Consider the following 24,699-nt stretch of genomic DNA (forward strand, 5'->3'; position numbering starts at 1 on the left):
TGGCAATCTCCTCAGGCGAAACGCTCATCCGTGATTTTCAAAACGGACTCTTAGCGGTGTTGGCGACAGTCGCCATGACCGCCCCCGCCGAAGCGCAGGCCGACAAGCGGGTGCTGCCCTTCGCCACCACCACGTTCCCGCCACCGGGGTTCGTTCCGTCGAGCCCGGCCGCGGCGAGCGTGGCCTCCCCCTACCGTCTCGGCTTCTACAAGACGGCGCGACGGATCGGTTGCGACCACGTGAGCTACAGGATCCGGGTCCAGGTGGACATGGATCCGGGTCTTCTCGCCGACGGCACCTTCGCGGGAAGCCTGGCGTCCACGCGATTCGATTTCCGTGACGCGCTTCCCGCCGGCCTGACCGCCACGCGCGTCGACATCGCCGGTGATGTTCTCGCCGCATCGTCCGGGATCCCGCTCCAGGTCGCTGCGAGCGGTCCCGTGACGATCCCCGATATCCGCTTCGATCCGGCGGCGTTCGCGCCCGGCAGGTCGTCGCTCTCCTTCGAGATCGACATCGATGCCCGGATCGATCGCACCGCCTTCGGGTCTCCGGCGGCGATCGAAAATCAGGCGGTGCTCGAGATCGCGACCGCCACCGGTCCCTACGCGACCATCGGCTCCCACGATCCGGCCTACCCGGAGGACGCCGACGAGTTCAACGGGATCCCGACGGCGCTCGTGGTCGACATGGCCGGATGCGACACCTCCGCTTCTTCGCAGGGCACGGCGTCGAGCACCACCCAGTTCGGTCTCGCCCGACCGAACGCGCAGCCGCCCCTCGGCGGCGAAGCGTGTTTCAAGCTGGTTCAGGGCGAGCTCCTGTGCTCGCCGACCGGCAACGGCACCCGGGTCTACCGCATGCCCTTCGGCCCGGAGATGAGCGGCAGGACCGTCGAGTTCATGCCGGGCACGCCGGGCGTCTTCGTCGATCCGCCGATGGCCGTGGTGCCGAACGGCGGTGGCGTTCTCGAATGGACCATCCACGGCGCCCGGCCGGGCATGACGCTCCTCTTCTCCACCGTCGGCCACGAGGTGACCACCGGACCGGCGGAAGGCTGGGGCATCTGCTGCAGGCAACTCGTCGAGATCGTCGTTCCCGTCGAAGATTGCCCGCGGCCCGAACGGCCGAGGCTCGTGGTGCAGAAGCAGGCTCTGCCCGGCCGCTGCGATCCCGGCGCCGCGCAGTGCACCTTCCGCATCACGCTCACCAATCGTGGCACCGCGCCTCATGTCGGCGAGTTGAGCTTCACCGACACCATCATGGGCGGTCAGGCTCGGATCGCGGTTGCGCCCGCGGCCCCGTGGCAGTGCTCCGCCACGGCCACGCCGACCGTCTGTCGCCATCCGGCCACCACGCTGGCGCCGGGGCAGTCGATCTCGGTCGACCTGACGCTCGACGATCTCTCGACGCGCCGGTGGAACCAGGCGCTCAACTGCGCGCGGATCGACGGCCAGATTCCTCGGAATGCACGCCGCCGGTCGGACGTCGCCTGTGCTTTCGGCTCCACGCCGCCGCCGAAGAAGACGGTGAACGAGCCGCCACGGTTGAAGCTCGAGAAGAAGACGCTCTCTCCGGTCTGCTCGGCCAGCGGAGTGTGTCGGTTCGCCATCGAGGTCACGAACATCGGCGGCACGCCCCATCGCGGTCCGGTCTCTCTGGACGACCAACTGGCGTACAAGAATCCGAAGAAGATCCGGATCAGCCCCGCCGATCGGTGGAACTGCCAGATTCCGCAGGCGGGACGCCTTTCGTGCCGCACCAGGAGCGATGCGGTGCTGCCGCCGAGGGCGGTGATGACCCTGCTCGTGGAAGTCACCGTCGACCCGGCGCTGGCCGCGTCGGCGAACGGAGGGATGGCCGACGTCACCAACTGCGCGGCGCTCCGCGACTCCGCGGGCGGTGCCGGACCGCAGTCCTGTGCCACGGCGAAGATCCGGATTCCGAAGATCGAAAAGCCCCCGATCGACGTTCCGCCGGCGCCCGTCCCGCCGCCACCGGTGATTCCGCGCGGGGCGGTCGGTCTGCCGCCGCCGGTACCGACCCAGGAGCTGCCACGCAACCTCCCGCCGCCGGTGCCCTCCCAGGAACTGCCGCGCAACCTGCCGCCGCCGGTCGCTCCGCCGTCGTCCGCCCGACAGGCTCCGGTCTGCGTGATCCCGGGACAGGTCCTCAATGCGGCGGGGCGCTGCGTCTGTGAGGCCGGAACGACCTACGACCCGCGCACCCGCAGCTGCACCGGTGGACGCACGCCGCCCGCCCCGGCGTACGCCCCGGCGGCACCGACCTACAGGCCTGCAGCACCGGCCTATACGCCGCCCGCGCCGGCCTATCGGTCGAACGCTCCCACCCAGCGCTACGTGCCGGCGAGGCCGTCGCGGACCGAGCCGGTCCGGCCGAGCAAGCGGCAGTCGGAGAAGCAGCAACGTCCTCCGCGCGAGGTCAAGCCCGCCCGTCCGGCCCGCGAACAGCAGCGCAGGCCCGACAATCGCCGGCCGCAGCAGGAACGCCCGCGTCGTGATCCGGACGCCGGGCGGAAGGTCCTGGAGGGCATTCTGAACGGTCTGGGGAACAATCGCGGAGAGGGGCCCCGGCGGAGGCCGGAGCCGCTGGATTGATCGGATCGATCCGCGGTCGTCCCGTCGATCGTCTCGGGCCGGTGGCGCCGTCGTGGGCGCCGCCGGCCAACTCGTTCCTCGACGAGGACGGCACCGACGAACTCTACGGCGGCACCGGCGGCGACCACCCGTGGGGTGAAGCGGGCGCCGACGAGTTCGACTTCGCCGGAACGGCGGGCAACGACAGGATCGGCGATTTCACCGACGGTGAGGGCGAGATCATGCTCAGCGGCTCACGGGATCACGTTCGCGTCACGGCCACCGTCGCCGGCAGCCCGCTGCTGGTCGATGTGGATGCCGCCGAGATCACCGCCGCCGACTTCCTCTTCGTCCGAGGTCGGCGGACCCGATCTCCTCCTGCCGGACCGGACCGATGCGGTCGGTCACGCTGCACCGAATTCATACGACGAACCAACGGCTTCTCGTCGTCGTCGGGCGGTCGAACCGGGATCGGGGTCGCAGACACTGGCGCGGACCCGCCCGGTCGGCCATGATCGCGCCACCTCCCCCTCGTCCTTTCCGGAGCCGTCCATGACTCTCGTCGATCGATTCTACGCCGAACGTGCCCGTGGCCATTCTCCCGTCGGTCTCGGCTGCATGAGTTTCGGCGGTATGTACGGGCCGACCGACGAGGCGACGAGCCGCGCCACGCTCGCTCGCGCCCTCGACCTCGGCGTCACCTTCTGGGACACCGCCAACATCTACGGCGAGGGCGTCAGCGAGGAATTCATCGGCCGCTTCTTCGCCGACCACCCCGGCACCCGCGACCGCGTCATGCTCGCCACCAAGTTCGCCATCACCAAGTCGCCGGACGGCAAACGGGTGATCGACAACTCGCCGGGCCATATGCGCGAGGCGCTCTCCGCCTCGCTGAAACGGCTCGGAACCGACCGTGTCGATCTCTACTACGTCCACCGCTACGACCCGGCCGTGCCGATCGAGGAGACCATCGGGGCGCTCGCCGACGAAGTGAAGGCCGGCCGGATCGGCGCCATCGGTCTCTCCGAGGTTTCGCCCGACACCCTGCGCCGGGCCGCGGCCATCCACCCGATCGCCGCCGTCCAGTCGGAATATTCGCTGTGGACGCGCACCCCCGAACTCGGCCTCCTCGACGCCTGCGCCGAACTCGGCGCCCTCTTCGTCGCCTTCTCGCCGCTCGGCCGCGGCTACTTCTGCGGCGACCTCGAAGATCCCGGCACCCTCGCGCCGTCCGACTTCCGTCGCGCCAACCCGCGCTTCGAAGGCGTCAACTGGCAGCGCAACCGCGCCAAGCTGCAGGCGTATCTCGAACTGGCGGCATCCTGGGGGGTCACGCCCTCCGCGCTGGCCATCGCCTGGACGCTGGCCAAGGGATCCCACGTCGTCCCGATCCCGGGAACCCGCACCGCTGCCCATCTCGAGGACGATGCGAGCGCCGGGTCGGTCGAATTGACGGCGGAGCGCATCGCCGAACTCGAACATCTGCTGCCGCCGGGCTTCGCCGCCGGCGACCGTTACAGCCCGTCGCAGTGGCTCTACGTCGAGCGCTACGGCTGAGGTCGGACGCGCGGCGGGAGGAGATGCCGAAGTATCCGCTTCGGCTGCTCCTCCGTCGCCGCCGCGCCCGACACGGCTCGAGCTTCGTCGTGCGGCTCACGGTCGCGCTTTCGGCGCGACCGACCCTTCCGGTCGCCGCCTGCGGGCATCGATCCGCCCTTCGCGGACGTCCGAAACCTCCGGCGCCTCGGCTCCCGCACCGGCGTGCTCGAGATCGAGGCGGGGATCGTGTTTTTTCGAGTATGCAGAATGCCGAAAAACGTCCTATCCTGACGCTGGTCGCTTCCCGCTTCGGAGCCCGTCATGCGCAGCCTCGCGATCGCCTCGTTCGTCCTCGCGCTCACGGCGACGCCGTCTTTCGCCCATTTCCAGGAGATCATCCCCTCCTCCGACGTCCTGCCGGAGGGCGGCGAGGTGAGTTTCGACCTCGTCTTCACCCATCCGATGGAACGCGGCCCGGTGATGGAGATGGCGCGTCCGGCGCGGGTCGGCATGGTCCGTGACGGCAAGACCGTCGACCTCATCGGCTCGCTCACCGCGGTCGACATCGGCGGCAGGACCGCCTGGCGTCTCGCCACCCGGCTCGCCGGGCCCGGCGCCGGCGTCTTCTTCGTCGAGCCGAAACCCTATTGGGAGGCGGCGGAGAAGAAATGGATCGTCCACTACGCCAAGGTGGTGGTCGACGCCTTCGCCTCGGGCGAGGGTTGGGCGGCCTCGGTCGGCCTGCCGGTCGAGATCGAACCGCTCGTCCGCCCGACCGGCCTGTGGACCGGCAACCTCTTCCGCGGCATCGTCCGTCGCGACGGCGAGCCGGTGCCCTTCGCCGAGATCGAGGTGGAATGGGCCAACGACGGCTCGGTGACACCGCCGAACGACGCCTTCCTCACCCAGGTGATCAGGGCCGACGAGCGCGGCGTCTTCGCCTACGCCATGCCGCGCGCCGGCTGGTGGGGCTTCGCCGCCCTCGTCGACGGGCCGGAAGCCCCGGGCCCCGACGGTAAGCCTGCGCCGACCGAACGCGGCGGCCTCATCTGGGTCAAGACCACCGACATGGGCACCGCCCCCGCCCCGAAGCGCTGAGGAGATCGCCATGGCCCACATCCCCGACGGTGTCCTCTCGCTCCCCGTCCTCCTCGGCGGCGGCGTTCTCGCCGCCGGCGGCCTCGCCCTCGGGCTGTCGCGGCTCGACGAACGCGACATTCCGGCGACCGCGATCCTCGCCGCCGTGTTCTTCGTCGTCTCGCTGGTCTCGGTGCCGCTCGGCCCGTCGAGCGTCCATCTGCTGCTCTCCGGCCTGATGGGCATCGTTCTCGGGGTGAAGGCGATCCCGGCGATCTTCGTCGGCCTTCTACTGCAGGCGGTGTTCTTCGGCTTCGGCGGGCTGACGTCGCTCGGCGTCGACGTGGTCGACATCGCCTTTCCCGGGGTGATCCTCGGCACACTCGCCGCGCCGCTCCTCGCCCGCACCGACGGTCTCCTCGCCGGGGGAATCGCCGCCGCGGTGGCCGCCGCGTCGGTGCTCGGCACGCTCGCCTGCGTCGCCCTGGCGCTGGCGCTCTCTTCGGCCGACTACCTGCCGAGCCTGCGCGTCGTCGTGCTCACCGGCCTGCCGCTCGCCGCGGTCGAGGCCGTCGTCACCGGCTTCGTCGTCGCCTACCTGAAGCGGGTGAAGCCCGAGATCCTGCCCTTCGCCCCGGCGGGGGCGACCGGATGATCGCCGCGCGCGCCCTCGCTCGCCGCCTCGCCGTCGCCGTGCTCGCCGCGGCGACGATCGCAGCCGGCGTGGCTCCGGCCGCAGCCCATCGCCTGAAGCTCTTCCTCACGACCGAGGCCGGCGAAATCGCCGGCTACGCCTTCTTCGTCGGCGGTGGCCGGCCCGACGGCGTCGACTACGTCGTCGCCGATGCGGCCGGCCGCGAGGTCCACCGCGGTCGAACCGACGAACACGGCGCCTTCCGCTGGCGGCCGGTCTCGGCCGCCGACTACGCGGTGACGGTGAACGCCGGCGACGGCCACTGGGTGAGCGGAACCGTCACCGCCGATCGCCTCGCCGGACCGGCCTGGCCGACCGAGCCGACGTCCGCCGACCGGACCGAAAAGCCCGCCTCGCCGCCACCCGAGCCGTCGATGGCCCCCGCGGCGGCTCCCCCGCCGGCCCCCTCGCCGCCCTCCGCCGCCCCGCCGCGCCCGTCGGGGATCGACGAGGACGCCCTCGCCCGTCTCGTCGAATATCGGGTCGACGCGGCGCTCGAACGGCGGTTGCGGCCGCTCGAGGAGGCCTACGAGCGAGCCGAAGGGCGATTGCGCTTCAACGACATCATGGGCGGCATCGGCATGATCGTCGGTCTCGCCGGGGCGGCTCTGTGGGCCTCGTCGCGCCGTCGCCGCGACCCGGAGGAGAAGCCGTGAGCGAAGCGTTCCTCGACGATCGCGCCGTCGCCGCCCGGCCGCTCCTCGACCGGCTCGACCCGCGCAGCCGGATCCTCGCGTCCGTCGTCGCCGTGGCCGTGGTCCTCGCGCTGCGCTCGCCGCCGGTCCTCGCCGCATCCACGGCGCTCGCCATCGGGCTCGCGCTCGCCGTCGGCGCGAAGCCCGGCGACCTGCTGCGCCGCCTCGCCCATGTCGAGGGTTTTCTCGCCGTGCTGCTGGTGCTGCTGCCGCTCACCGTGCCGGGTCCGGACTGGGCGCGGCTCGGGCCGCTCGTGCTGTCCCAGCCGGGGGTCGACCGCGCCGTGCTGGTGGTGCTGCGAGTGACCCTGGCGGCGGCGGTGATCTTCACTCTCGTCGCCGGGCTCGAACCGGTGCGCTTCGGCCACGCCCTCGCCCGGCTCGGGATGCCGAGGAAACTGGTGCATCTGTTGCTCTTCGCCGTGCGCTTCGTCGCGCTGCTGCGCGAGGAGGTGGCCCGCCGTCACGATTCGCTCCGCGCCCGCGCCTTCCGCCCCCGCACCTCGATCCACACCCTGCGCACTCTCGCCCATCTCACCGGCCGCCTGCTCGTCGGTGCCGTCGAGCGCGCCGAGCGGGTCGACGAGGCGATGCGCTGCCGTGCCTTCACCGGCCGCTTCGCCCTCGTCGACGGCGGCGGTTACGGTACCGCCGATCGTCGCTTTGCCGTGGTCGCCACCGTTCTTCTGCTCCTCCCCCTGGTGACGGAGCGGCTGACGTGAGCGCGCTCTTCGATCTCGTCGACGTCGCCGTGGCGCGCGCCGGCCGGCCGATCCTCACTTCGGTGTCGATGACGCTGGAACCGGGCGAGCGTCTGGCGCTCGTGGGGGCGAACGGCGCCGGCAAGACGACGCTGCTTCGAACCCTCGTCGGCCTCGAGCGGCCGAGCGCCGGCCGGATCGTCGCCTTCGGTCGCGAACGCCGCATCGAGAAGGACTTCCACGAGGTCCGCGCCCGCGCCGGTTTCCTCTTCCAGGACCCCGACGACCAGCTGTTCTCGCCGACGGTGATCGAGGACGTCGCCTTCGGCCCGCTCAATCTCGGCCTGTCGGCGGCCGCGGCCGAAGCCCGCGCCCGCGCCACCCTCGATCGCCTCGGCCTCGCCGGCCTCGCCGCGCGCGTCACCCATCGCCTCTCGGGCGGTGAGAAGCGGCTGGTGAGTCTGGCCACAGTGCTCGCCATGGAGCCACGGGCGCTGCTGCTCGACGAGCCGACCAACGCCCTCGACGAGACCCATCGTGACCGGTTGATCGACATCCTCGCCGGCCTCGACGTGGCGATGGTGATCGTCGCCCACGATCGGCTGTTCCTCGAGAAACTCGCCACTCGCGCCGTGCTGCTGAAGAACGGCCGCCTCGCGCCGGCGAGCCTGCATCGCCATGTCCACGTGCACGACCACGTCCACATCCACGGGCTCGACGACGACCACGGTCACACCCATCCCCGGGCCCACCCCCACGTTCACGCCCCCGAAGACCCGGCGACGTGATCGTCCCGACTTCTCACGCGCCTCGATCGGCGTAGGATCCCGACGACCTGTCGATGCCCGCCGGAGCCGGACCCCTTGCAACGCGTGACCCTGACCTTCGACGACGACCTGATGGCCGAGATCGACCGCTTCATGGAGTCGCGCGGCTACTCCAACCGCTCCGAGGCGGTGCGCGATCTCGCCCGCGCCGGTCTCGCCCACGGCGTCGAGGCGGTGGGCGAGACGCGCGACTGCGTCGCCACCCTCACCTACGTCTTCGATCCGCAGACCCGCGAATTGTCGAAACGCCTCGCCGCCGCCTTCCGCGATCGATCCGATCTGCGCAGCACCCGTCTGCAACGCCCGCTCGACGGCGGCGACGTGTTGGAGGTGGCGGTGCTGGAGGGGCCGACCCCGGCGGTGCGCGCCTTCGTCGAGGCGGTGCAGGCCGAACGCGGCGTGCGTCACGGCCGCGCCGTGGTGATCCCGGCGAGCCTGCCCACCGATCGATCGGGGTCCGAGCCGTGAGATCCGCCGTCGCGGCGGAGCCGGGCTCCCCGCATCGCGCCGCCGCCCGCGGTTCCCGCCGAGGCCCGAGACGCGCGCTCTAGCGCCCGACCCGATCGAGCGCCCGGAACAGGTCGGCGCGGATGTCGTCGTGGTCCTCGAGCCCGACCGACAGGCGGACGAGACCGTCGGTGAAGCCGTGCTTCGCCCGCTCCTCCGGCGCATAGGTCGAGTGGGTCATGCTCGCCGGGTGCTGAACCAGGGTTTCGGCGTCGCCGAGGCTGACTGCCCGCGTGGCGAGTTCGACCGCGTCCATGAAGGTTCTGCCGGCCTCGAGCCCGCCCTTCAGCTCCAGCGCGATCATGCCGCCCATCGCCCGCATCTGCCGGGTGGCGAGAGCCTTCTGCGGGTGGCTGTCGAGGCCGGGATACCATACCCGTTCGACCGCCGGATGGGCCTCGAGCTCTGCCGCCAGAAGGGCCGCGGTCTCGCAGTGACGGTCCATGCGCAGGGCGAGCGTCTTCAGGCCGCGCAGCACCAGGAAGGCGTCGAGAGCCGAGATGCAGGCGCCGTTCAGCTCCTTGATGCCGACGAAACGAAACCGATCGACGAGTTCCTTGGAGGCGACGACCGCCCCGGCGAGGAGATCGCCGTGGCCGCCGAGATATTTCGTCGCCGAATGGATCACCACGTCGGCGCCGAGCGTCAGCGGCCGCTGCAGATAGGGGGTGCAGTAGGTGTTGTCGACGACGAAGGTCGCCCCGGCGGCGCGGCAGATCTCGGCGATCGCCGCGATGTCGATGACCCGCATGTTGGGGTTCGACGGCGTCTCGGTGATCACCAGCCGCGTCTTGGCGCTCATCGCGGCACCGAGGTTCGCCGGGTCGGTCAGATCGGCGAAGCGCGTCGTCACCCCGAATTTCGGCATGTGGTGCTCGAGCAGCCCGAAGGTGCAGCCGTAGAGCGTCTCGTCGGCGACGACCTCGTCGCCGGATGCGAGCAGCGTCCACAACACCGCGGTCAACGCCCCCATGCCCGAGGAGGTGGCGAGCCCGGCCTCACCCTCCTCGAGATCGGCGAGCCGCTTCTCCAGCACCGTCACCGTCGGATTGCCGACCCGGCTGTAGATGTAGCCCTCGGCCGTGCCGGCGAAGCGGGCCGCACCGGTGTCGACGCTGCCGAAAGCGTAGGTCGAGGTGAGGAAGACCGGCGGATTGAGCGCCCCCTGGTGCTCGAACGGATCATAGCCGTGGTGGATGGCGCGTGTGGCGAAGCCGCGGAAGTGCGAGGTGTCCGACATGGCGATCTCCTTCGAGAGGAGATGATACGCCGCTCGCCCCGTGCGATCATGCCGAATTCGCTTCGAACGACCATCCGTCGTCGCAGCTTCGTTCCCTCGAGAGATCAAAAATGACCGATCGTGCCAACATCGCCCTCGGCGACATCGACCTGAAGATCCTCCGCGAGCTTCAGGCCGACGCCCGTATCCCCAACATCGTGTTGGCGGACAAGGTCGGCCTGTCGCCGTCCCCCTGTTCGCGCCGGGTGCGGCTCCTGGAAGAGGCCGGTGTCGTCGCCGCCTACCGTGCCGTCCTCGATCGCGCCGCCGTCGGCTTCGGCCTGACCGTCTTCGCCGGGGTCCGCGTCGCCCGCCATTCGCGCGAGAACGCCGAGGCCTTCGTCGACGCGGTGCTCGCCATGCCCGAGGTGGTCGCCTGTCACCTGACCTCCGGCGACACCGACTACCTGCTCGAGGTGGTGGTGCCCGACATGGCGACCTACGAATCGACCGTGCTGCGGCGGATGCTGTCCCTGCCGGCGGTCGCCGACATCCGCACCTCCTTCGCCATGCGCAGCCACAAGACCGACGGCCCGCTGCCGCTCGCGACCCGCCGTCGGGGGCCGAACGACGGGTCGACTTCGGCCGGGCGAGGCGAAGTCCGCCCTCGACGGCGACCCGAAGGTGGTGCGACGATGGCCTAACCCCGACGCTGGCGCGTGCCGGCTCCCGAGCGAACACGGAGTGTGATTTCGATGAGCGAGTCCGGTCCCCAGGAGGCCTTCCCCAATCGTTTTCGCTCGGCGCTCGCGACCAGGGATCGCCTGATCGGCGTCTGGTGTTCCCTCGCCGGGCCGATCACGACGGAGATCCTGGGGCTCGCCGGGTTCGATTGGATCCTGCTCGACGCCGAACACGCGCCGAACGACGTCCTCACGCTCATTCCGCAACTGATGGCGCTCAAGGACAGTCCCTCCGCCGCGGTGGTGCGGCCGGCGTGGAACGACACGGTGCAGATCAAGCGTCTGATCGACGCCGGTTTCCACAACTTCCTCGTTCCCTTCGTCCAGTCGGCGGAGGAGGCGAGGCGCGCGGTGGCGGCGACCCGCTATCCGCCGCAGGGGGTGCGGGGCGTCTCGGTCGCTCAACGCTCCAATCGCTACGGAACGGTCGCCGACTACCTGAAGATCGTGAACGACAACATCGCCGTCGTGGTGCAGATCGAGAATCTCGCAGGCGTTGAGGCGGCGGCGGAGATCGCCGAGGTCGACGGGGTCGACGGTCTCTTCGTCGGACCGTCCGATCTGGCGGCGGCGCTCGGCCACCTCGGCGACCCAGGTCACCCCGAGGTTCAGTCGGCGATGGCCCTCGTCTTCGCGGCGGCGGCGAAGGCGGGAAAGTCGAGCGGCATCCTGGCGCCGGTCGAAGCCGATGCGCGCCGCTATCTCGACCTCGGCGTGAACCTCGTGGCGGTCGGTTCGGATCTCGGGGTGTTCCGCAACGCCACCCGGGCGCTGCGCGACCGTTTCCGCTGACCGCCGCCTCGGCGAAAGTCGGCGCCACCGGACGGCGGCTCGGCGCGGACCGGTGATACCGAGCGGATGAAGTTCCGACCTGTTCGGAACGTCATCCGCGAAGGCAAGCCCGAACGGGCGTCGGCCGGTCGGGCCGCAACCCACGAAATTCGGACGAGTCCGAATTTCGTGAACTCGGTATGACATCGGTCGATCGCGACCACGACATTCGTGACCCCGGCGTCGCTCCAGCGGGAGGGCGCCGGGGTTTCGCGTTTTCGGGGATCGCGTGTTTCGCGGATCAGTCGTCGGCGTAGCGTCGCCAGAGTGCACTCTCGCCCATCTTGGCGACGAAGGCGTCGTGGGCGATGCGTTCGGCCTCGCTCAGGCGGGAGGCGAGCGGGGCGGGGCGGGTCCGCGGACCGGCCGCGGTCCGGCCGGCGACCTTGGCGCCGCCGCCGCGCGGCTCGTCGGCGGAGACCAGGGTGAGGGCGGCCTGCTTGCCGCCGATCAGTTCGACGTAGACCTCGGCGAGAAGCTCGCTGTCGAGCAGCGCCCCGTGATGGTCGCGGCGGGAATTGTCGATGCCGTAGCGCGAGCACAGCGCGTCGAGCGAATTGGGGCCGGCGGGGTGCTTGCGCTTGGCCAACGCCAGCGTGTCGACCATCCGTTCGAGGCCGATCGGCGGCAGGCCGAGGCGGCCGAATTCGGCATTGATGAACTTGAAGTCGAATTCGGCGTTGTGGGCGACGAGGCGGGCCTCGCCGACGAAGGCGAGGAAATCTTCCGCGACCTCGGCGAATTTCGGCTTGTCGGCGAGGAACTCGTCGGAGAGGCCGTGGACCTCGAAGGCGGCGCGCGGCATCGACCGTTCGGGGTTCAGATAGACGTGAAAGGTCTGGCCGGTGACGATGTGGTTGACCAGCTCGACGCAGCCGATCTCCACCACTCGGTCGCCGGTGCGCGGGTCGAAGCCGGTGGTTTCGGTGTCGAAGACGATCTCGCGCAAGGTTTCTCTCCGCGTCGCGGTTCGGCAGAGGATGTTCCGATCGGGTCGAACCGACCCGGTCGGAGAGACCATGCTCCGACCGGAGACGAGAGAATCAGGACGGTGCGGCGGTTTCAAGCGGGACGAGAGCGCGGCGGCCGTTTCTCAACGGTTCATCGCCGCCAGCGCGGCGAGAACGGCACCGACCTGGCGGCGTGCCGGCTCGAGACCGCCGGCGGTGTCGACGAGGAAATGCGACCGGCAGCGCTTCTCGGCGTCGGAGACCTGCCGGGCGAGGATCTGCTCGAACTTCTCGGCGGTCATGCCGGGACGGGCGAGGACGCGCGCCCGCTGGACCTCGGCCGGCGCGGTCACGGTGACGACGGCGTCGACGCGGGTGTCGCCGCCGGTCTCGAACAGCAGCGGGATGTCGAGGACGACGATCCGCCGGCCTTCGGCGCGGGCCTTGCCGAGAAAAGCGATCTCGGCGTCGCGCACCAGCGGATGGACGATCGCCTCGAGCCGTTTCACCGCGGCATCGTCGCCGAGGACGCGGGCGGCCAGCATCGGCCGATCGACCACGCCGTCACGGGTCGTCCCCGGGAAGGCCGCCTCGATCGGCGCGACGGCGGCACCGCGATAGAGAGCGTGGACGGTGGCGTCGGCGTCGTGGACCGGCACGCCGAAGCCGCGGAAGAAAGCCGCGGTGGTCGACTTGCCCATGCCGATCGATCCGGTGAGGCCGAGACGGATCATGGCATCACCCGATGTCGGCGAGGACGAGGGCGCGCAGTTCGTCGGTGACGGTCGGCCGCACCCCGAACCAGCGTTCGAACCCGCCGACCGCCTGATGCAGCAACATGCCGAGACCGTCGACGGTCCTGAGGCCGCGGGCCTCGGCCGCGGCGAGGAGCGGCGTGACGAGCGGCACGTAGACGATGTCGGTGACGAGCGTGTCGGGCGAAAGGGCCGAGAGATCGATCGTCAGGCCGTCCTTGCCGGTCATGCCGAGGGAGGTGGTGTTGACCAGCACCTTCGCCTCGCCGAGGAGGCGGGGCAGCTCGTCGAAGCCGTGCGCGGTGGTGCCGCGGCCGAAACGTGCCGCGAGCTCCTCGGCGCGGGCGAGGGTGCGGTTGACGACGCGCACGGTGAAGCCGCGGCGGATCAGTCCCCAGACCACGGCGCGCGCGGCGCCGCCCGCCCCCAGCACCACGGCGACGCCCGGGTTCGCGTCCCAACCGGCGGCGCGATCATCGAGATTGGCGATGAAGCCGATCGCATCGGTGTTGGTTCCGCAGATCCGTCTACCGTCGATCCACAGGGTGTTCACCGCCCCCATGGCCTCGGCGATCTCGTCCCTTTCGGTGGCGATCCGATAGGCGACCTCCTTGTGGGGGACGGTGACGTTGCCGCCGACCCAGCCGGAGGTCGGCAGATCGCGCAGGAAGGCCTCGATCTCCTCCGGCGGGACCGCCAGTTTCTCGTAGGAGCCGGCGAGGCCGTGCACCTTCAGCCAGTGACCGTGGATCAGCGGTGAGCGCGACTGGGCGATGGGCCAGCCGACGACGAAGGCGCGCCGGACTGCGGTGGAGGTTGCGGTCATCCCTCGACGATCCCCCGGTTTCGGAGTTCGGCGAGCAGCGGCAACAGCGGCAGGCCGAGAATGGTGAAATAGTCGCCGTCGATCGTCTCGAACAGCTGGATGCCCGGCCCCTCGAGCCGATAGCAGCCGACGGTGCCGGTCACCTCGTCGGCGACGGTTTCGAGATAGCGGTCGAGGAAGGCGTCGGAGAAGGCGCGCATTGTCAGGGTGGCGACGGAGACGTGGCGCCACAGCACGGCGCCGTTTCGAGCGAGCACCAGCGCCGAATGGAGCCGATGCGCGCGACCGCGCAGGCGCTCGAGATGCGTGCGGGCCTCGGCGACCGAATCGGGTTTGACGAATCGCTCGGCACCGAGCCCGAGGGTCTGGTCGGCGCCGAGGATCAGTTCGCCGGGGCGGCGGGTGGCGACGTCGAGGGCCTTGGCCTCGGCGAGGTGCAGCGCGATCGCCCCCGGATCGGCGCCGGCGGCGAGCAGCGGTTCTTCGACGGCGCGCTCGTCGATGTTCGACGGTTCGGTGGCGAAGGCGAGGCCGGCGCCGGCGAGAAGGGCGGAGCGCGAGGGGCTCTTCGAGGCGAGGACGAGAGAGGACATGCGGCTCCGTCGTGGATGGGGTCAGCGGCGAGCCCGCAGCAGGGCGATGATCGCCGCCGCGGTCTCTTCGATCGAACGGCGGGTGACGTCGATCACCGGCCAGTCGTGATCGGCGCAGAGCCGCCGCATCAGGGTCAGTTCGATGGCGATCGAGGGGCGGTCGACATAGGTGGTGTCGAAACTCTTCGATCCCATGGCGAGGACGCGGTTCTCGCGGATCTGGGCGATTCGGTCGGGGCTGGCGATGAGGCCGACGACCAGTGGCTTGGAGACCGTCTTCAAGGCCGGCGGCGGCTCGATGCCGGGGACGATCGGGATGTTGGCGGTCTTGATGCCGCGACCGGCGAGATAGATCGAGGTCGGCGTCTTGGAGGTGCGCGACACGCCGAGGACGACGACGTCGGCGTCGTCGAGATCGTGCGGCAGCTGGCCGTCGTCGTGAGCGAGAGTGAAGTTCATCGCCTCGATGCGGCGGAAATAGTCGGCGTCGAGGGCGTGTTGGGCACCGGCGCGATGGGTCTGCGAGACGTTGAGGAACGACCGGAAGATATCGAGCACCGGCGCCAACACCGAGACGCAGGGTAGTCCCTGGTCGCGGCAGAAGCGCTCGAGCCGGTCGGCGAGATCGCGGTTGACCAGGGTGTAGAGAACGATCCCGGGGAACTGCTCGATCTCGACCAGGGCGCGATCAAGATGGCGGTCGGTCCGTACCAGCGGGTGGACGTGTTCGATCGGCTCGATCGCCTCGTACTGGGCCGCGGCGGCGCGCGCCACGGTCACCAGCGTTTCGCCGGTCGAATCCGAAATCAGATGGAGATGGAAGAAGTTGGACTGTGTCGTCACAGGTCTGTCCCCAGGCCGAGGGCGAGCGGTGGAGAACCCCCGTCGATCGGCTTCGGCCCGCCGACTTTCTCCCCTTCGAGCAAAACGATCAACAGGGTCGAAGGACGAAGGGCGAGAGAGGGGCTTCGGACGACTGCGGGGACGAGCGGCGAGCCGTCCGGAATCGATCGACGTGCGGTCCACAGGAGCGCCGGGCCCGGGGTCGTCGTAAACCCTTTGGTAACCAAGGTTGAAATTCGGTTAACGCGGTGGCTCGGATCGGGGCTCGGATTCGTCGTCCACAGCCGGGGTGCGGCGGCGTGTTTCACGTGAGTCATTGTGGTTCATCGCGGATCCCGGTAATCCACGGTCAAAGAGTCTCAACAGATCTTCATTCGAAGAATGATTTGAAGAAGGGGGTGTGCGTGACGACGCCGGCGACCGAAGGATCCGCTCCCGTGCGGAAGGTGCTGCAGGTGCTGGCGGGTGAAGCGCTCTTCCCTCCGCCGATCTGGGTGATGCGGCAGGCGGGTCGCTATCTGCCGGAATATCGGGCGACCAGGGCGGAAGCCGGCGGCTTCCTCGATCTCTGCTACACGCCGAAGCTGGCGACCGAAGTGACCCTTCAGCCGATCCGGCGTTACGGCTTCGATGCGGCGATCCTGTTCTCCGACATCCTGGTGATCCCCGATGCGCTGGGTCGCAAGGTGGCGTTCCAGGAAGGCGAAGGACCGGTACTGGAGCCGCTCGACCTGGCCCGCGTCGGCGAGCTCGATCCGGACGGGATCGATGGACGCCTGGGACCGGTCTACGAGGCGGTCGAGATGATCCGCGCGGGTCTGCCGAGGGAGACGACCTTCCTCGGCTTCTGTGGGGCTCCCTGGACGGTGGCGACCTACATGATCGCCGGTCGAGGAACACCGGATCAGGCACCGGCGCGGCGAGCGGCGTTGACCGACCCGGACGGCTTCGCCCGGCTGATCGACGTTCTGGTTCGGTCTTCGATCCGTTATCTCGCCGAACAGATCCGGCGCGGGGCCGATGCGGTGCAGATCTTCGACACCTGGGCGGGCGTCCTCGACGAGTACGAGTTCGAGCGCTGGGTGATCGCGCCGACGAAGCGAATCGTCGCGGGGCTGCGCGAGATCCATTCGGGCGCGCGGGTCATCGGTTTCCCGAAAGGGGCGCAGGCGTCGTTGGAGCGTTACATCGACGAGACGAAAGTGGATGCGGTCGGTCTCGACTGGACCATGCCGGCGCGGTTCGCGCGGGATCGGATCCAGTCGAAGGTGGCCGTGCAGGGCAATCTCGATCCGATGCGGGTGGTTATCGGTGGTCGGGCGCTCGACGAGGGCGTCGACCGGGTGCTCGAAGGACTCGGCGGCGGTCGGCTGGTCTTCAACCTCGGCCACGGCATCACCCCGGATGCGGATCCGGCCAACGTCGCCCGATTGGTCGAACGGGTCCGCGCGGCGAAGCGGTGAGGAGTGACGAGATGGCGGCGACCCACGAGGAGGTGATTCGGCGGACGAAACGCGCCGTGGTCTTCCTGGCGGTGACGGTGGGCCTCATCGGCTTCTTCGTCGGGGTGCTCGGCGACGGCGCCTATCTGTGGATGAAGGCGCTGCACGTGGTGGCGATCATCTCCTGGATGGCCGGCATGCTCTATCTGCCGCGACTCTTCGTCTATCACTGTGGCGTCGCCGTCGGCTCCGAAACGTCGGAGACGTTCAAGGTGATGGAGCGCAAGCTGCTGCGCTACATCATCAACCCGGCGATGATCGTGTCGTGGGCGGCCGGTTTGTGGATCGCCTGGCGGATGTCGTTCCTGAGCGACGGCTGGTTCCATGCGAAACTCGCCGGGGTGATCGCGCTGTCGGCGGTGCACGGGTATCTGGCCAAGGCGGTCGCCGACTTCGCCCGCGACGAGGGCCGGCGCGATCATCGCTTCTGGCGCTTCATGAACGAAGTGCCGACCCTCTTGATGATCGCCATCGTCATCCTGGTCATCGTCAAGCCCTTCGTCTGATCGGACGGGCGGCCGTCACGATTTCGGCCCATTCGCAGGCGAGCTTCCGACCTGCCCGTCGCAGGGGCTTGTGGGATACGGCGAGGCGGACTATTTTCGTCGCGTCCCACCGAAGCAGACCCCGCATTCGTCGCTTTCGTCGACCGGTGCGGTGAGAGGCGCGGCCGAAGCGCCGCCCTGCCGTCTGCCCTTCCTCTTCGATCATCGCGCGGCCGGTCGCGTATCCCGTGCGATGTCTCGTCTCACCGTGATTCCGCGTCGCCGGGCCGCCAGGATCCGACGACGTTTCCGATGCTTCCCCCCGAAAGACCCGCCTCATGCAGCAATTGAAGCTCCAGGACCTCAAGTCCAAGTCGCCGACCGAACTCCTCGCCTTCGCCGAGGAGCTGGAGGTGGAGAACGCCAGCACCATGCGCAAGCAGGAGCTGATGTTCGCCATCCTCAAGCAGCTGGCGGCCCGCGACGTCGAGATCATCGGCGAGGGTGTCGTCGAGGTGCTGCAGGACGGCTTCGGCTTCCTGCGTTCGCCGGACGCCAACTATCTCGCCGGACCGGACGACATCTACGTGTCGCCGTCGCAGATCCGCCGCTTCTCGCTCCGCACCGGCGACACGGTCGAGGGTCAGATCCGCAGCCCGAAGGAAGGCGAGCGCTATTTCGCCCTTCTCAAGGTCAACACCATCAATTTCGAGGACCCGGAGAAGACCCGTCACAAGGTCCACTTCGACAACCTCACGCCGCTCTACCCGGACGAACGTTTCCGCATGGAGCCGGAGGAGCCGACGTCCAAGGACATGTCGGCGCGGGTCATGGACATCGTCACGCCGCTCGGCAAGGGTCAGCGCGGTCTGATCGTCGCGCCGCCGCGCACCGGTAAGACGGTTCTCTTGCAGAACATCGCCAAGTCGATCACCACCAATCATCCGGAGTGTTTTCTCATCGTGCTGCTCATCGACGAGCGGCCGGAGGAAGTGACCGACATGCAGCGCACGGTGAAGGGCGAGGTCGTCTCCTCCACCTTCGACGAGCCGGCGTCGCGTCACGTCCAGGTCGCCGAGATGGTGATCGAGAAGGCGAAGCGTCTGGTCGAACACGGCCGCGACGTGGTCATCCTGCTCGACTCGATCACCCGCCTCGGTCGCGCCTACAACACCGTGGTGCCGTCGTCGGGCAAGGTCCTGACCGGCGGTGTTGACGCCAACGCGCTGCAGCGGCCGAAGCGCTTCTTCGGCGCGGCCCGCAACATCGAAGAAGGCGGCTCGCTGACCATCATCGCCACGGCGCTGATCGACACCGGCTCCCGCATGGACGAAGTCATCTTCGAAGAGTTCAAGGGCACCGGCAACTCGGAGATCATTCTCGACCGCAAGGTGGCCGACAAGCGCGTGTTCCCGGCGATCGACATCACCCGCTCCGGCACCCGCAAGGAAGAGCTCTTAGTGCCGTCGGACCAGCTCAAAAAGATGTATGTCCTGCGCCGCATCCTCACGCCGATGGGTACGGTCGACGCCATCGAGTTCCTGCTCGACAAGCTGCGCCAGACCAAGCGCAATGCCGACTTCTTCGATTCGATGAACACATGATCGTCGGATCGATCGAAACGGCGAAGGGCGTCACGGGGGACCGTGGCGCCCTTCTGCTTTCCGGCGGTGTTTCACGTGAATCACGATCGAATCGGATGCGAACCGACCGGGCCGAAACTCATTCGGATCCACCGTCCTCGAGGGTGATCCGCAACATGGCGGGATCCATGGTGGGCAGTCCGCAGGCGCCGCGGCGGCAGACCCAGACGGTGGGGCGACCGTCGATCGGCGTCTTGCCGTGCGCCGGGTGCGACGGCGGCAGCGAAGCGGTCGATTCGGTTTCGAAAAGGACGATGCGCGGGTCGGTCGATTCGTAGACGACACGGCGCAGCGGCTCCGGGTCGCCGCCGGGCGGTGAGACGAGGACGACTTCGACGAGGCCGAGAGCGAGATCGAGGGCGTTCGCCAGCGACGCGGTCGAGAAGATGTCGGCGGTCATGATGGCGGCGAAGCGGCGCAGCGTCTCTTCGGCGCGCCGGGTGTATTCGTCATCGCCGGTGAAGACGGCGAGGCGCAGCAGGTTCTCGATCGCGACCGCATTGGGGTTGGGGGTCGCCTCGTCACGGGGTGAGGCCGGGCGGACGATCAGGGCTTCGGCGTCGTCGGCGGTGAGATACCAACCGCCGGCAGGGTCGGCATGGTGGCGGTCGAGGGAGGCCATCCAGCGTCGGGCGTCGGTGAGGAAACCGGGTTCGCGGGTGGTCTCGTGCAGGGTCAGGGCGGCGCGAGACATCTGGGCGAGATCGCTCGACAGTCCGGGATAGACGGAGACGCCGTCGCGCCAGGCATGGGCGAGGCGGTCGTCGCGTCCCATGACGTCGCGGATGAAGCCGTAGGCGGAGCGGGCGAGGTCGAGCCAATCGGGGCGAGAGAGGCGCCTTGCGGCGAGCGTCAGGGAATGGATGAGCCCGCCGTTCCAATCGGCGAGGACCTTGTCGTCGGTCATCGGACGGACGCGGCCGGCGCGGCGCTCGAACAGACGCCGGCGGCAATCGGCGAGCACGGCCTCGCGGGCCGGATCGCCGCGGGAGGCGTCGCTCGACCGGTTGAGGATGGTGTGGCCTTCCCAGTTGCCGTGACGGCGGACGTCGTAGGCGTCGGCGAAGAGGTCGGCGTCGTCTCCCAGCACCTCGCGGATCTCGGCGAGTGTCCAGACGTAGAAGCGGCCCTCCTCGTGCTCGCTGTCGGCATCGATCGCCGCGGCGAAGGCGCCTTCCGGACGGCGCATCTCTCGCGTGAGCCATCCGACGATCTCTCCGATTCGGTCGCGAAACAGGGTATCGCCGGTCGCCGACCACGCTCGGCCGAGGAGGTCGAGCAGCTGGGCGTTGTCGTAGAGCATCTTCTCGAAATGCGGCACCAGCCAGTGCTCGTCGGTGGAATAGCGGGCGAAGCCGCCGCCGAGGTGATCCCAGATGCCGCCGAGGCTCATGCGTTCGAGCGTGCGCAACACCGCATCGCGGGCCGGGCGGCCGGGGCCGCGGCGGGCTGCGCGCCACCAGCTTTCGAGGATCGGTGTCTGGGGAAACTTCGGAGCGCCGCGAATGCCGCCCTCTATCGGGTCGGCGGCGCCGAGCAGGCGCGCGGCGGCGCCGTCGAGGAAGGCGACGCCAAGATCGGCGGGGGGCGAGGGGACGCGCTCGGCGAGATGGTCGCGGATGGCTTCGGCGTTGTGGGCGACCTTGTCCGGCTCTTCGGCGTGGATGCGGGCGATCTCGCGCAACAGATCGACGAAGCCGGGTTTGCCCCAGCGGGCGGCGGGCGGGAAGTACGTGCCGCCCCAGAAGGGCTTCGCCGCGGAATCGAGGAACATGGTCAGAGGCCAGCCGCCCTGCTCTCCGAGGGCGTGAAGGGCGCTCATGTAGATCTGATCGACGTCGGGGCGTTCTTCGCGATCGACCTTGATGTTCACGAACAATCGGTTCATCACCTCGGCGATACGGGGATCCTCGAAGGACTCGTGCGCCATCACGTGGCACCAGTGACAGGCGGCATATCCGACCGACAGGAGGATGGGCTTCCCCGTCTCCTTCGCTTCGGCGAGCGCCTCCGCTCCCCAGGGGCGCCAGTGGACGGGATTGTCCGCGTGCTGCAGGAGGTAGGGGCTGGCGGATCCGGCGAGGAGATTGGCGGGAGGCAGCGGCACGAAGAGAACTCCGATCGAGGGGGTCGATTCGGTAGATAGGGCGTGCGCGAGGGGTGGCGAGTGGAACAGTGGAGACGATATGGAGACGATCTACGCCCTGTCGAGTGGTGGCGTTCCCAGCGGTGTCGCGCTGATCCGGCTCAGCGGGCCGAGATGCCGATTCGTCCTCGAAACGATGAGCGGGGTCCTCCCGGAGACACGACGGGCGACCCTGCGGTCGATTCGTGACCGGAACGGTTCGGAGATCGATCGCGGTCTGGTGCTGTGGTTTCCCGGGCCCACGAGTTTCACCGGCGAGGACATGGCGGAGTTCCAGGTCCACGGAAGTCGGGCGGTGATCAACTCGATTTTTCGGCGTCTCGGCGAGATCGGTGGGCTGCGGCCGGCCGATCCGGGAGAGTTCACCCGGCGGGCGTTTCTCGCGGGCCGGATCGATCTCACCGAGGCGGAAGGTCTGGCCGATCTTCTCGCGGCCGAAACGGAATCGCAGCGAAGGCAGGCGGCGACGCAGGCGTCGGGTGCTCTCCGGCGGCTCTATGGAACCTGGCGGGAGCGCCTCGTTCGCATTCGAGCTCTGATCGAAGCCGATTTCGATTTTGCCGACGAGGAGGATGTGCCGGGATCGGTCGCGGACGAAGCCTGGCGCGACGCGTCGCGTCTGGCGGAGGAGATCCGGTCTCACCTCGGCGAGGCAGAACGCGGCGAACGGGTGCGGACCGGCCTGCAGGTGGTTCTGATGGGGCGGCCGAATGCCGGCAAGTCGAGCCTCCTCAATGCACTGGCGCGCCGCGATGTGGCGATCGTCACGGAAGAGGCCGGTACGACGCGTGATCTGATCGAGGTGCATCTCGATCTCGGCGGTTGGGCGGTGACGCTCGTCGACACGGCGGGTCTCCGGCAGGATGTCGGGCGTGCGGAGGCCGAGGGGATCCGGCGGGCGGTCGAGCGGGGCCGGGGCGCCGATCTTGTTCTGTGGTTGAAAGCTGCGGACGAGGGGGACGGGGACGAATTGGAGGCGGATTTTCCGGGTACGACTATCTGGAGAGTCGTGACCAAGGCCGATCTGGGCGTCCCGCTCGAGGGAGGAGAGCGATTCGGTGCCGCAACGAAATCGCTGGCGGTGTCGGCGAAGACCGGAGAGGGCATCGAGACGTTGATCGCCGCTCTGGCGAAAGAAGCGGAGCTGGCAGGAGGTGGTGCCGGTGCCGTGCCGAGCCGGGAAAGACATCGCATCCATTTGGCGGAGGCGCTCGTCGAGTTGGATCGTGCGGTGGGTGATGGCGAGAAGGATGCGGAACTGAGGTCGGAAGACCTGCGGCGAGCGGGTGACGAACTCGGGAGGATAACCGGGGAGATCGGCGTGGAAGATCTTCTGGATGTGATCTTCGGCGAGTTCTGTATCGGGAAATAGGCGATATTCGATTCGTAACCTGATCGATTCTGTTTCACGTGAAACATGGATTCGAAACCGGTTCGAATTGGAACATCGACTCGATACGGCTCCGCAAGGTCGCGGGACGCGAACGCGGCGCTGCTCTGGTGGGTCGGACGAAATCGGTCGCGACGAAAGTGAAAACGGGAAGGCCGAGACGTGGGTGTGCGGTTCGAAGATGTGGTGGTGATCGGGGGTGGGCATGCTGGTTGCGAGGCGGCTGCGGCTGCGGCGCGCGTCGGGGCGCGGACGATCCTGCTCACCCATCGGTTCGACACGATCGGTGCCATGTCGTGCAATCCGGCGATCGGCGGTCTCGGTAAGGGCCATCTCGTGCGCGAGGTCGACGCTCTCGACGGCCTGATGGGGCGCATCGCCGACGCCGGGGGCATCCAGTTCCGTATGCTCAACCGCCGCAAGGGTCCGGCGGTGCGGGGACCGCGGACCCAGGCGGACCGCAAACTCTACGCCGCGGCGATGCAGGCTGAGATCGGTGCGATCGCCGGTCTCTCGGTCGTCGAGGGTGAAGCGGCGCGGCTGAAGTTCGACGGGCGGCGGGTGATCGGGGTGGTACTCGAGGACGGGCGGGAGATCGACTGCGGCGCGGTCGTGATCGCCACCGGGACGTTCCTCAACGGGCTGATGCACATCGGTGACGTGCGGACGTCGGGGGGGCGCGTCGGAGAGCGCGCGGCGACCGGGCTGTCGGAGAGTCTGACGGAGCTGGATCTTCGGCTCGGTCGCCTGAAGACCGGTACGCCGGCGCGACTCGACGGGCGGACGATCGATTGGGCATCGATCGAGAGGCAGGAGGCCGACGCGGCTCCCATCCCGTTCTCGACGCTCACCGAACGGATCGTCAATCCGCAGATCGCCTGCGGCATCACCCGGACGACGCCGGAAACACATCGGATCATCCGGGAGAACCTCTCACGGTCGGCGATGTACGGGGGGCATATCGACAGTCGCGGTCCGCGTTACTGCCCGTCGATCGAGGACAAGATCGTTCGCTTCGGCGATCGCGAGGGACATCAGATCTTCCTCGAGCCGGAAGGGCTGGACGACCCGACGGTCTATCCGAACGGATTGTCGACTTCCCTGCCAGCGGACGCTCAAGTGGCGATGCTGCGGTCGATCCCGGGGCTCGAGCGGGTGGAGCTGTTCCGGCCGGGGTATGCCATCGAATACGACCACGTCGATCCGCGAGAGCTCGATGCGTCGTTGGCGGTGAAGAGCGCAGAGGGACTGTTTCTCGCCGGGCAGATCAACGGTACGACCGGCTACGAAGAAGCGGCGGCGCAAGGGTTGGTGGCGGGTCTCAACGCAGCTCGATTCGCCGGCGGAACGACCCCGCAAGGTTTCGATCGCGGCGACGGTTATCTCGGAGTGATGATCGACGATCTGATCACGCGGGGGATCACCGAGCCCTATCGGATGTTCACGTCGCGGTCGGAATATCGGCTGACGCTGCGGGCCGACAACGCCGATCGGCGGCTGACGCCGATCGGGGATCGGCTCGGGCTGGTGGGATCGGCGCGTCGGGCGGCCTTCGCTGCGAAGTCGGAGGCGATCGCGCAGGGGCTCGAACTGGCCGGGTCGTTGTCGCTGACGCCGACGGAAGCCGAGCGATACGGGATCACGGTCAATCGCGACGGCGTCCGGCGCAGCGCTTTCGACCTGCTCGCCTATCCGGATGTGACCATCGAGCGGCTTCGGGTGGTTTGGCCGGAGCTGGATGCGCTGCGGGCCGATGTCGTCGAGCAGGTCGAGATCGATGCGAAATACGCGGTCTACATGCGGCGTCAGGAAGCCGATATCGGCGAACTGCGGCGCGAGGAAGCGGTGGCATTGCCGGAGGATCTCGACTTCGCGGAGATCGCCGGTCTGTCGAACGAGATCCGGCAGAAGCTCGTGACGGTCGGGCCACGCACGCTCGGGCAGGCGGGGCGTATCGACGGGATGACCCCGGCGGCGTTGACGCTGTTGCTGGCACACGTCCGGAAGAATCGCCGGGTCGAGGTGGCCGCGGGGACGGACGGCGTCGATTTCGGGGAAAGCGAGATCCCCGGGCGGTTCACTGCCGGCAGCGGTGTCGGTGTGGATGGCCGGCCGCGATGACGGGCATCGATTCGG

The 24,699-nt window shown here is 68.8% G+C and carries 23 protein-coding genes; 16 read left to right on the forward strand and 7 right to left on the reverse strand.

Features of this window, described 5'->3' with window-relative positions; all coding sequences use genetic code 11:
* The first annotated feature begins 74 nt into the window (after positions 1 to 74).
* The 9 genes from V7Q42_RS07025 to nikR all read left to right on the forward strand — a co-directional run bounded on the left by V7Q42_RS07025 (position 75) and on the right by nikR (position 8,598).
* Entirely contained in the window at positions 75 to 2,618 is a 2,544-nt protein-coding gene (locus tag V7Q42_RS07025; protein WP_333823201.1) for a DUF7929 domain-containing protein, read from the forward strand.
* On the forward strand, positions 2,615 to 3,112 hold the full coding sequence (locus V7Q42_RS07030) for a hypothetical protein (protein WP_333823202.1): 498 nt from the start codon (positions 2,615 to 2,617) through the stop codon (positions 3,110 to 3,112). The genes V7Q42_RS07025 and V7Q42_RS07030 overlap by 4 nt, the downstream gene beginning before the upstream one ends.
* A 37-nt stretch (positions 3,113 to 3,149) precedes the next feature.
* Positions 3,150 to 4,154, forward strand: a complete 1,005-nt coding sequence (locus V7Q42_RS07035; RefSeq protein WP_333823203.1) for an aldo/keto reductase — start codon at positions 3,150 to 3,152, stop codon at positions 4,152 to 4,154.
* A gap of 303 nt (positions 4,155 to 4,457) precedes the next feature.
* Positions 4,458 to 5,234 (forward strand): DUF4198 domain-containing protein, encoded by a 777-nt coding sequence (locus V7Q42_RS07040; protein WP_333823204.1) that lies wholly within the window; start codon positions 4,458 to 4,460, stop codon positions 5,232 to 5,234.
* Between the two features lie 10 nt (positions 5,235 to 5,244).
* Complete coding sequence (cbiM, locus tag V7Q42_RS07045) at positions 5,245 to 5,868, forward strand: cobalt transporter CbiM (protein WP_333823205.1); 624 nt, start codon at positions 5,245 to 5,247, stop codon at positions 5,866 to 5,868.
* On the forward strand, positions 5,865 to 6,563 hold the full coding sequence (locus V7Q42_RS07050; protein ID WP_333823207.1) for a hypothetical protein: 699 nt from the start codon (positions 5,865 to 5,867) through the stop codon (positions 6,561 to 6,563). Before cbiM ends, V7Q42_RS07050 begins: the two co-directional genes overlap by 4 nt.
* Positions 6,560 to 7,324 carry a cobalt ECF transporter T component CbiQ gene (cbiQ, locus tag V7Q42_RS07055; RefSeq protein WP_333823208.1) on the forward strand — a complete coding sequence of 255 codons (765 nt, stop codon included), beginning with the start codon at positions 6,560 to 6,562 and terminating at the stop codon, positions 7,322 to 7,324. Before V7Q42_RS07050 ends, cbiQ begins: the two co-directional genes overlap by 4 nt.
* Positions 7,321 to 8,091: an energy-coupling factor ABC transporter ATP-binding protein gene (locus V7Q42_RS07060; protein ID WP_333823209.1), complete on the forward strand. Its 771-nt coding sequence runs from the start codon at positions 7,321 to 7,323 to the stop codon at positions 8,089 to 8,091. Before cbiQ ends, V7Q42_RS07060 begins: the two co-directional genes overlap by 4 nt.
* 84 nt (positions 8,092 to 8,175) lie before the next feature.
* Positions 8,176 to 8,598 (forward strand): nickel-responsive transcriptional regulator NikR, encoded by a 423-nt coding sequence (gene nikR / locus V7Q42_RS07065; protein ID WP_333823303.1) that lies wholly within the window; start codon positions 8,176 to 8,178, stop codon positions 8,596 to 8,598.
* A gap of 79 nt (positions 8,599 to 8,677) precedes the next feature.
* Here the strand turns inward: nikR and megL are convergent, their stop codons facing one another.
* Positions 8,678 to 9,877 carry a methionine gamma-lyase gene (megL, locus tag V7Q42_RS07070; protein ID WP_333823211.1) on the reverse strand — a complete coding sequence of 400 codons (1,200 nt, stop codon included), beginning with the start codon at positions 9,875 to 9,877 and terminating at the stop codon, positions 8,678 to 8,680.
* A 110-nt stretch (positions 9,878 to 9,987) separates the two neighbouring features.
* Here megL and V7Q42_RS07075 point away from each other — a divergent pair, with 110 nt between their 5' ends.
* Both V7Q42_RS07075 and garL read left to right on the forward strand, forming a co-directional pair.
* Positions 9,988 to 10,560, forward strand: coding sequence for an Lrp/AsnC family transcriptional regulator (locus V7Q42_RS07075; protein WP_333823212.1), 573 nt, complete (start codon positions 9,988 to 9,990; stop codon positions 10,558 to 10,560).
* 51 nt (positions 10,561 to 10,611) lie between these two features.
* The gene (gene garL, locus V7Q42_RS07080; protein ID WP_333823213.1) at positions 10,612 to 11,391 is read left to right on the forward strand and encodes a 2-dehydro-3-deoxyglucarate aldolase; all 780 of its coding nucleotides are present in this window, start codon (positions 10,612 to 10,614) and stop codon (positions 11,389 to 11,391) included.
* A gap of 280 nt (positions 11,392 to 11,671) precedes the next feature.
* Here the strand turns inward: garL and dnaQ are convergent, their stop codons facing one another.
* The 5 genes from dnaQ to V7Q42_RS07105 all read right to left on the reverse strand — a co-directional run bounded on the left by dnaQ (position 11,672) and on the right by V7Q42_RS07105 (position 15,397).
* On the reverse strand, positions 11,672 to 12,379 hold the full coding sequence (gene dnaQ, locus V7Q42_RS07085; protein WP_333823214.1) for a DNA polymerase III subunit epsilon: 708 nt from the start codon (positions 12,377 to 12,379) through the stop codon (positions 11,672 to 11,674).
* A 144-nt stretch (positions 12,380 to 12,523) separates the two neighbouring features.
* The gene (gene coaE, locus V7Q42_RS07090) at positions 12,524 to 13,114 is read right to left on the reverse strand and encodes a dephospho-CoA kinase (protein ID WP_333823215.1); all 591 of its coding nucleotides are present in this window, start codon (positions 13,112 to 13,114) and stop codon (positions 12,524 to 12,526) included.
* Positions 13,115 to 13,118: 4 nt separating this feature from the next.
* Entirely contained in the window at positions 13,119 to 13,961 is an 843-nt protein-coding gene (locus tag V7Q42_RS07095) for a shikimate dehydrogenase (RefSeq protein WP_333823217.1), read from the reverse strand.
* Positions 13,958 to 14,554, reverse strand: coding sequence for a Maf family protein (locus tag V7Q42_RS07100; RefSeq protein WP_333823218.1), 597 nt, complete (start codon positions 14,552 to 14,554; stop codon positions 13,958 to 13,960). The genes V7Q42_RS07095 and V7Q42_RS07100 overlap by 4 nt, the downstream gene beginning before the upstream one ends.
* A gap of 21 nt (positions 14,555 to 14,575) precedes the next feature.
* Positions 14,576 to 15,397 carry a pyruvate, water dikinase regulatory protein gene (locus V7Q42_RS07105; protein ID WP_333823219.1) on the reverse strand — a complete coding sequence of 274 codons (822 nt, stop codon included), beginning with the start codon at positions 15,395 to 15,397 and terminating at the stop codon, positions 14,576 to 14,578.
* A 437-nt stretch (positions 15,398 to 15,834) separates the two neighbouring features.
* On the opposite strand from V7Q42_RS07105, the gene hemE reads away from it, so the two are divergent.
* From hemE to rho, 3 genes are all read left to right on the forward strand, one after another.
* On the forward strand, positions 15,835 to 16,860 hold the full coding sequence (gene hemE, locus V7Q42_RS07110) for a uroporphyrinogen decarboxylase (RefSeq protein ID WP_333823220.1): 1,026 nt from the start codon (positions 15,835 to 15,837) through the stop codon (positions 16,858 to 16,860).
* Positions 16,861 to 16,871: 11 nt separating this feature from the next.
* A complete protein-coding gene (gene hemJ / locus V7Q42_RS07115) occupies positions 16,872 to 17,405 on the forward strand; it encodes a protoporphyrinogen oxidase HemJ (RefSeq protein ID WP_333823221.1) in 534 nt (177 codons plus the stop codon).
* A gap of 317 nt (positions 17,406 to 17,722) precedes the next feature.
* Entirely contained in the window at positions 17,723 to 18,988 is a 1,266-nt protein-coding gene (rho, locus tag V7Q42_RS07120) for a transcription termination factor Rho (RefSeq protein WP_333823222.1), read from the forward strand.
* Between the two features lie 118 nt (positions 18,989 to 19,106).
* Here rho and V7Q42_RS07125 read toward each other — a convergent pair whose 3' ends face one another.
* Complete coding sequence (locus V7Q42_RS07125) at positions 19,107 to 21,134, reverse strand: thioredoxin domain-containing protein (protein ID WP_333823223.1); 2,028 nt, start codon at positions 21,132 to 21,134, stop codon at positions 19,107 to 19,109.
* A 79-nt stretch (positions 21,135 to 21,213) separates the two neighbouring features.
* Here V7Q42_RS07125 and mnmE point away from each other — a divergent pair, with 79 nt between their 5' ends.
* Both mnmE and mnmG read left to right on the forward strand, forming a co-directional pair.
* Positions 21,214 to 22,545, forward strand: coding sequence for a tRNA uridine-5-carboxymethylaminomethyl(34) synthesis GTPase MnmE (mnmE, locus tag V7Q42_RS07130; RefSeq protein WP_333823224.1), 1,332 nt, complete (start codon positions 21,214 to 21,216; stop codon positions 22,543 to 22,545).
* 186 nt (positions 22,546 to 22,731) lie between these two features.
* On the forward strand, positions 22,732 to 24,684 hold the full coding sequence (mnmG, locus tag V7Q42_RS07135) for a tRNA uridine-5-carboxymethylaminomethyl(34) synthesis enzyme MnmG (RefSeq protein WP_333823225.1): 1,953 nt from the start codon (positions 22,732 to 22,734) through the stop codon (positions 24,682 to 24,684).
* The last annotated feature ends 15 nt before the right edge of the window (positions 24,685 to 24,699 follow it).

This window comes from Pinisolibacter sp., from assembly GCF_036782435.1.
Taxonomy (GTDB): Bacteria; Pseudomonadota; Alphaproteobacteria; order Rhizobiales; family Ancalomicrobiaceae; genus CALBKH01.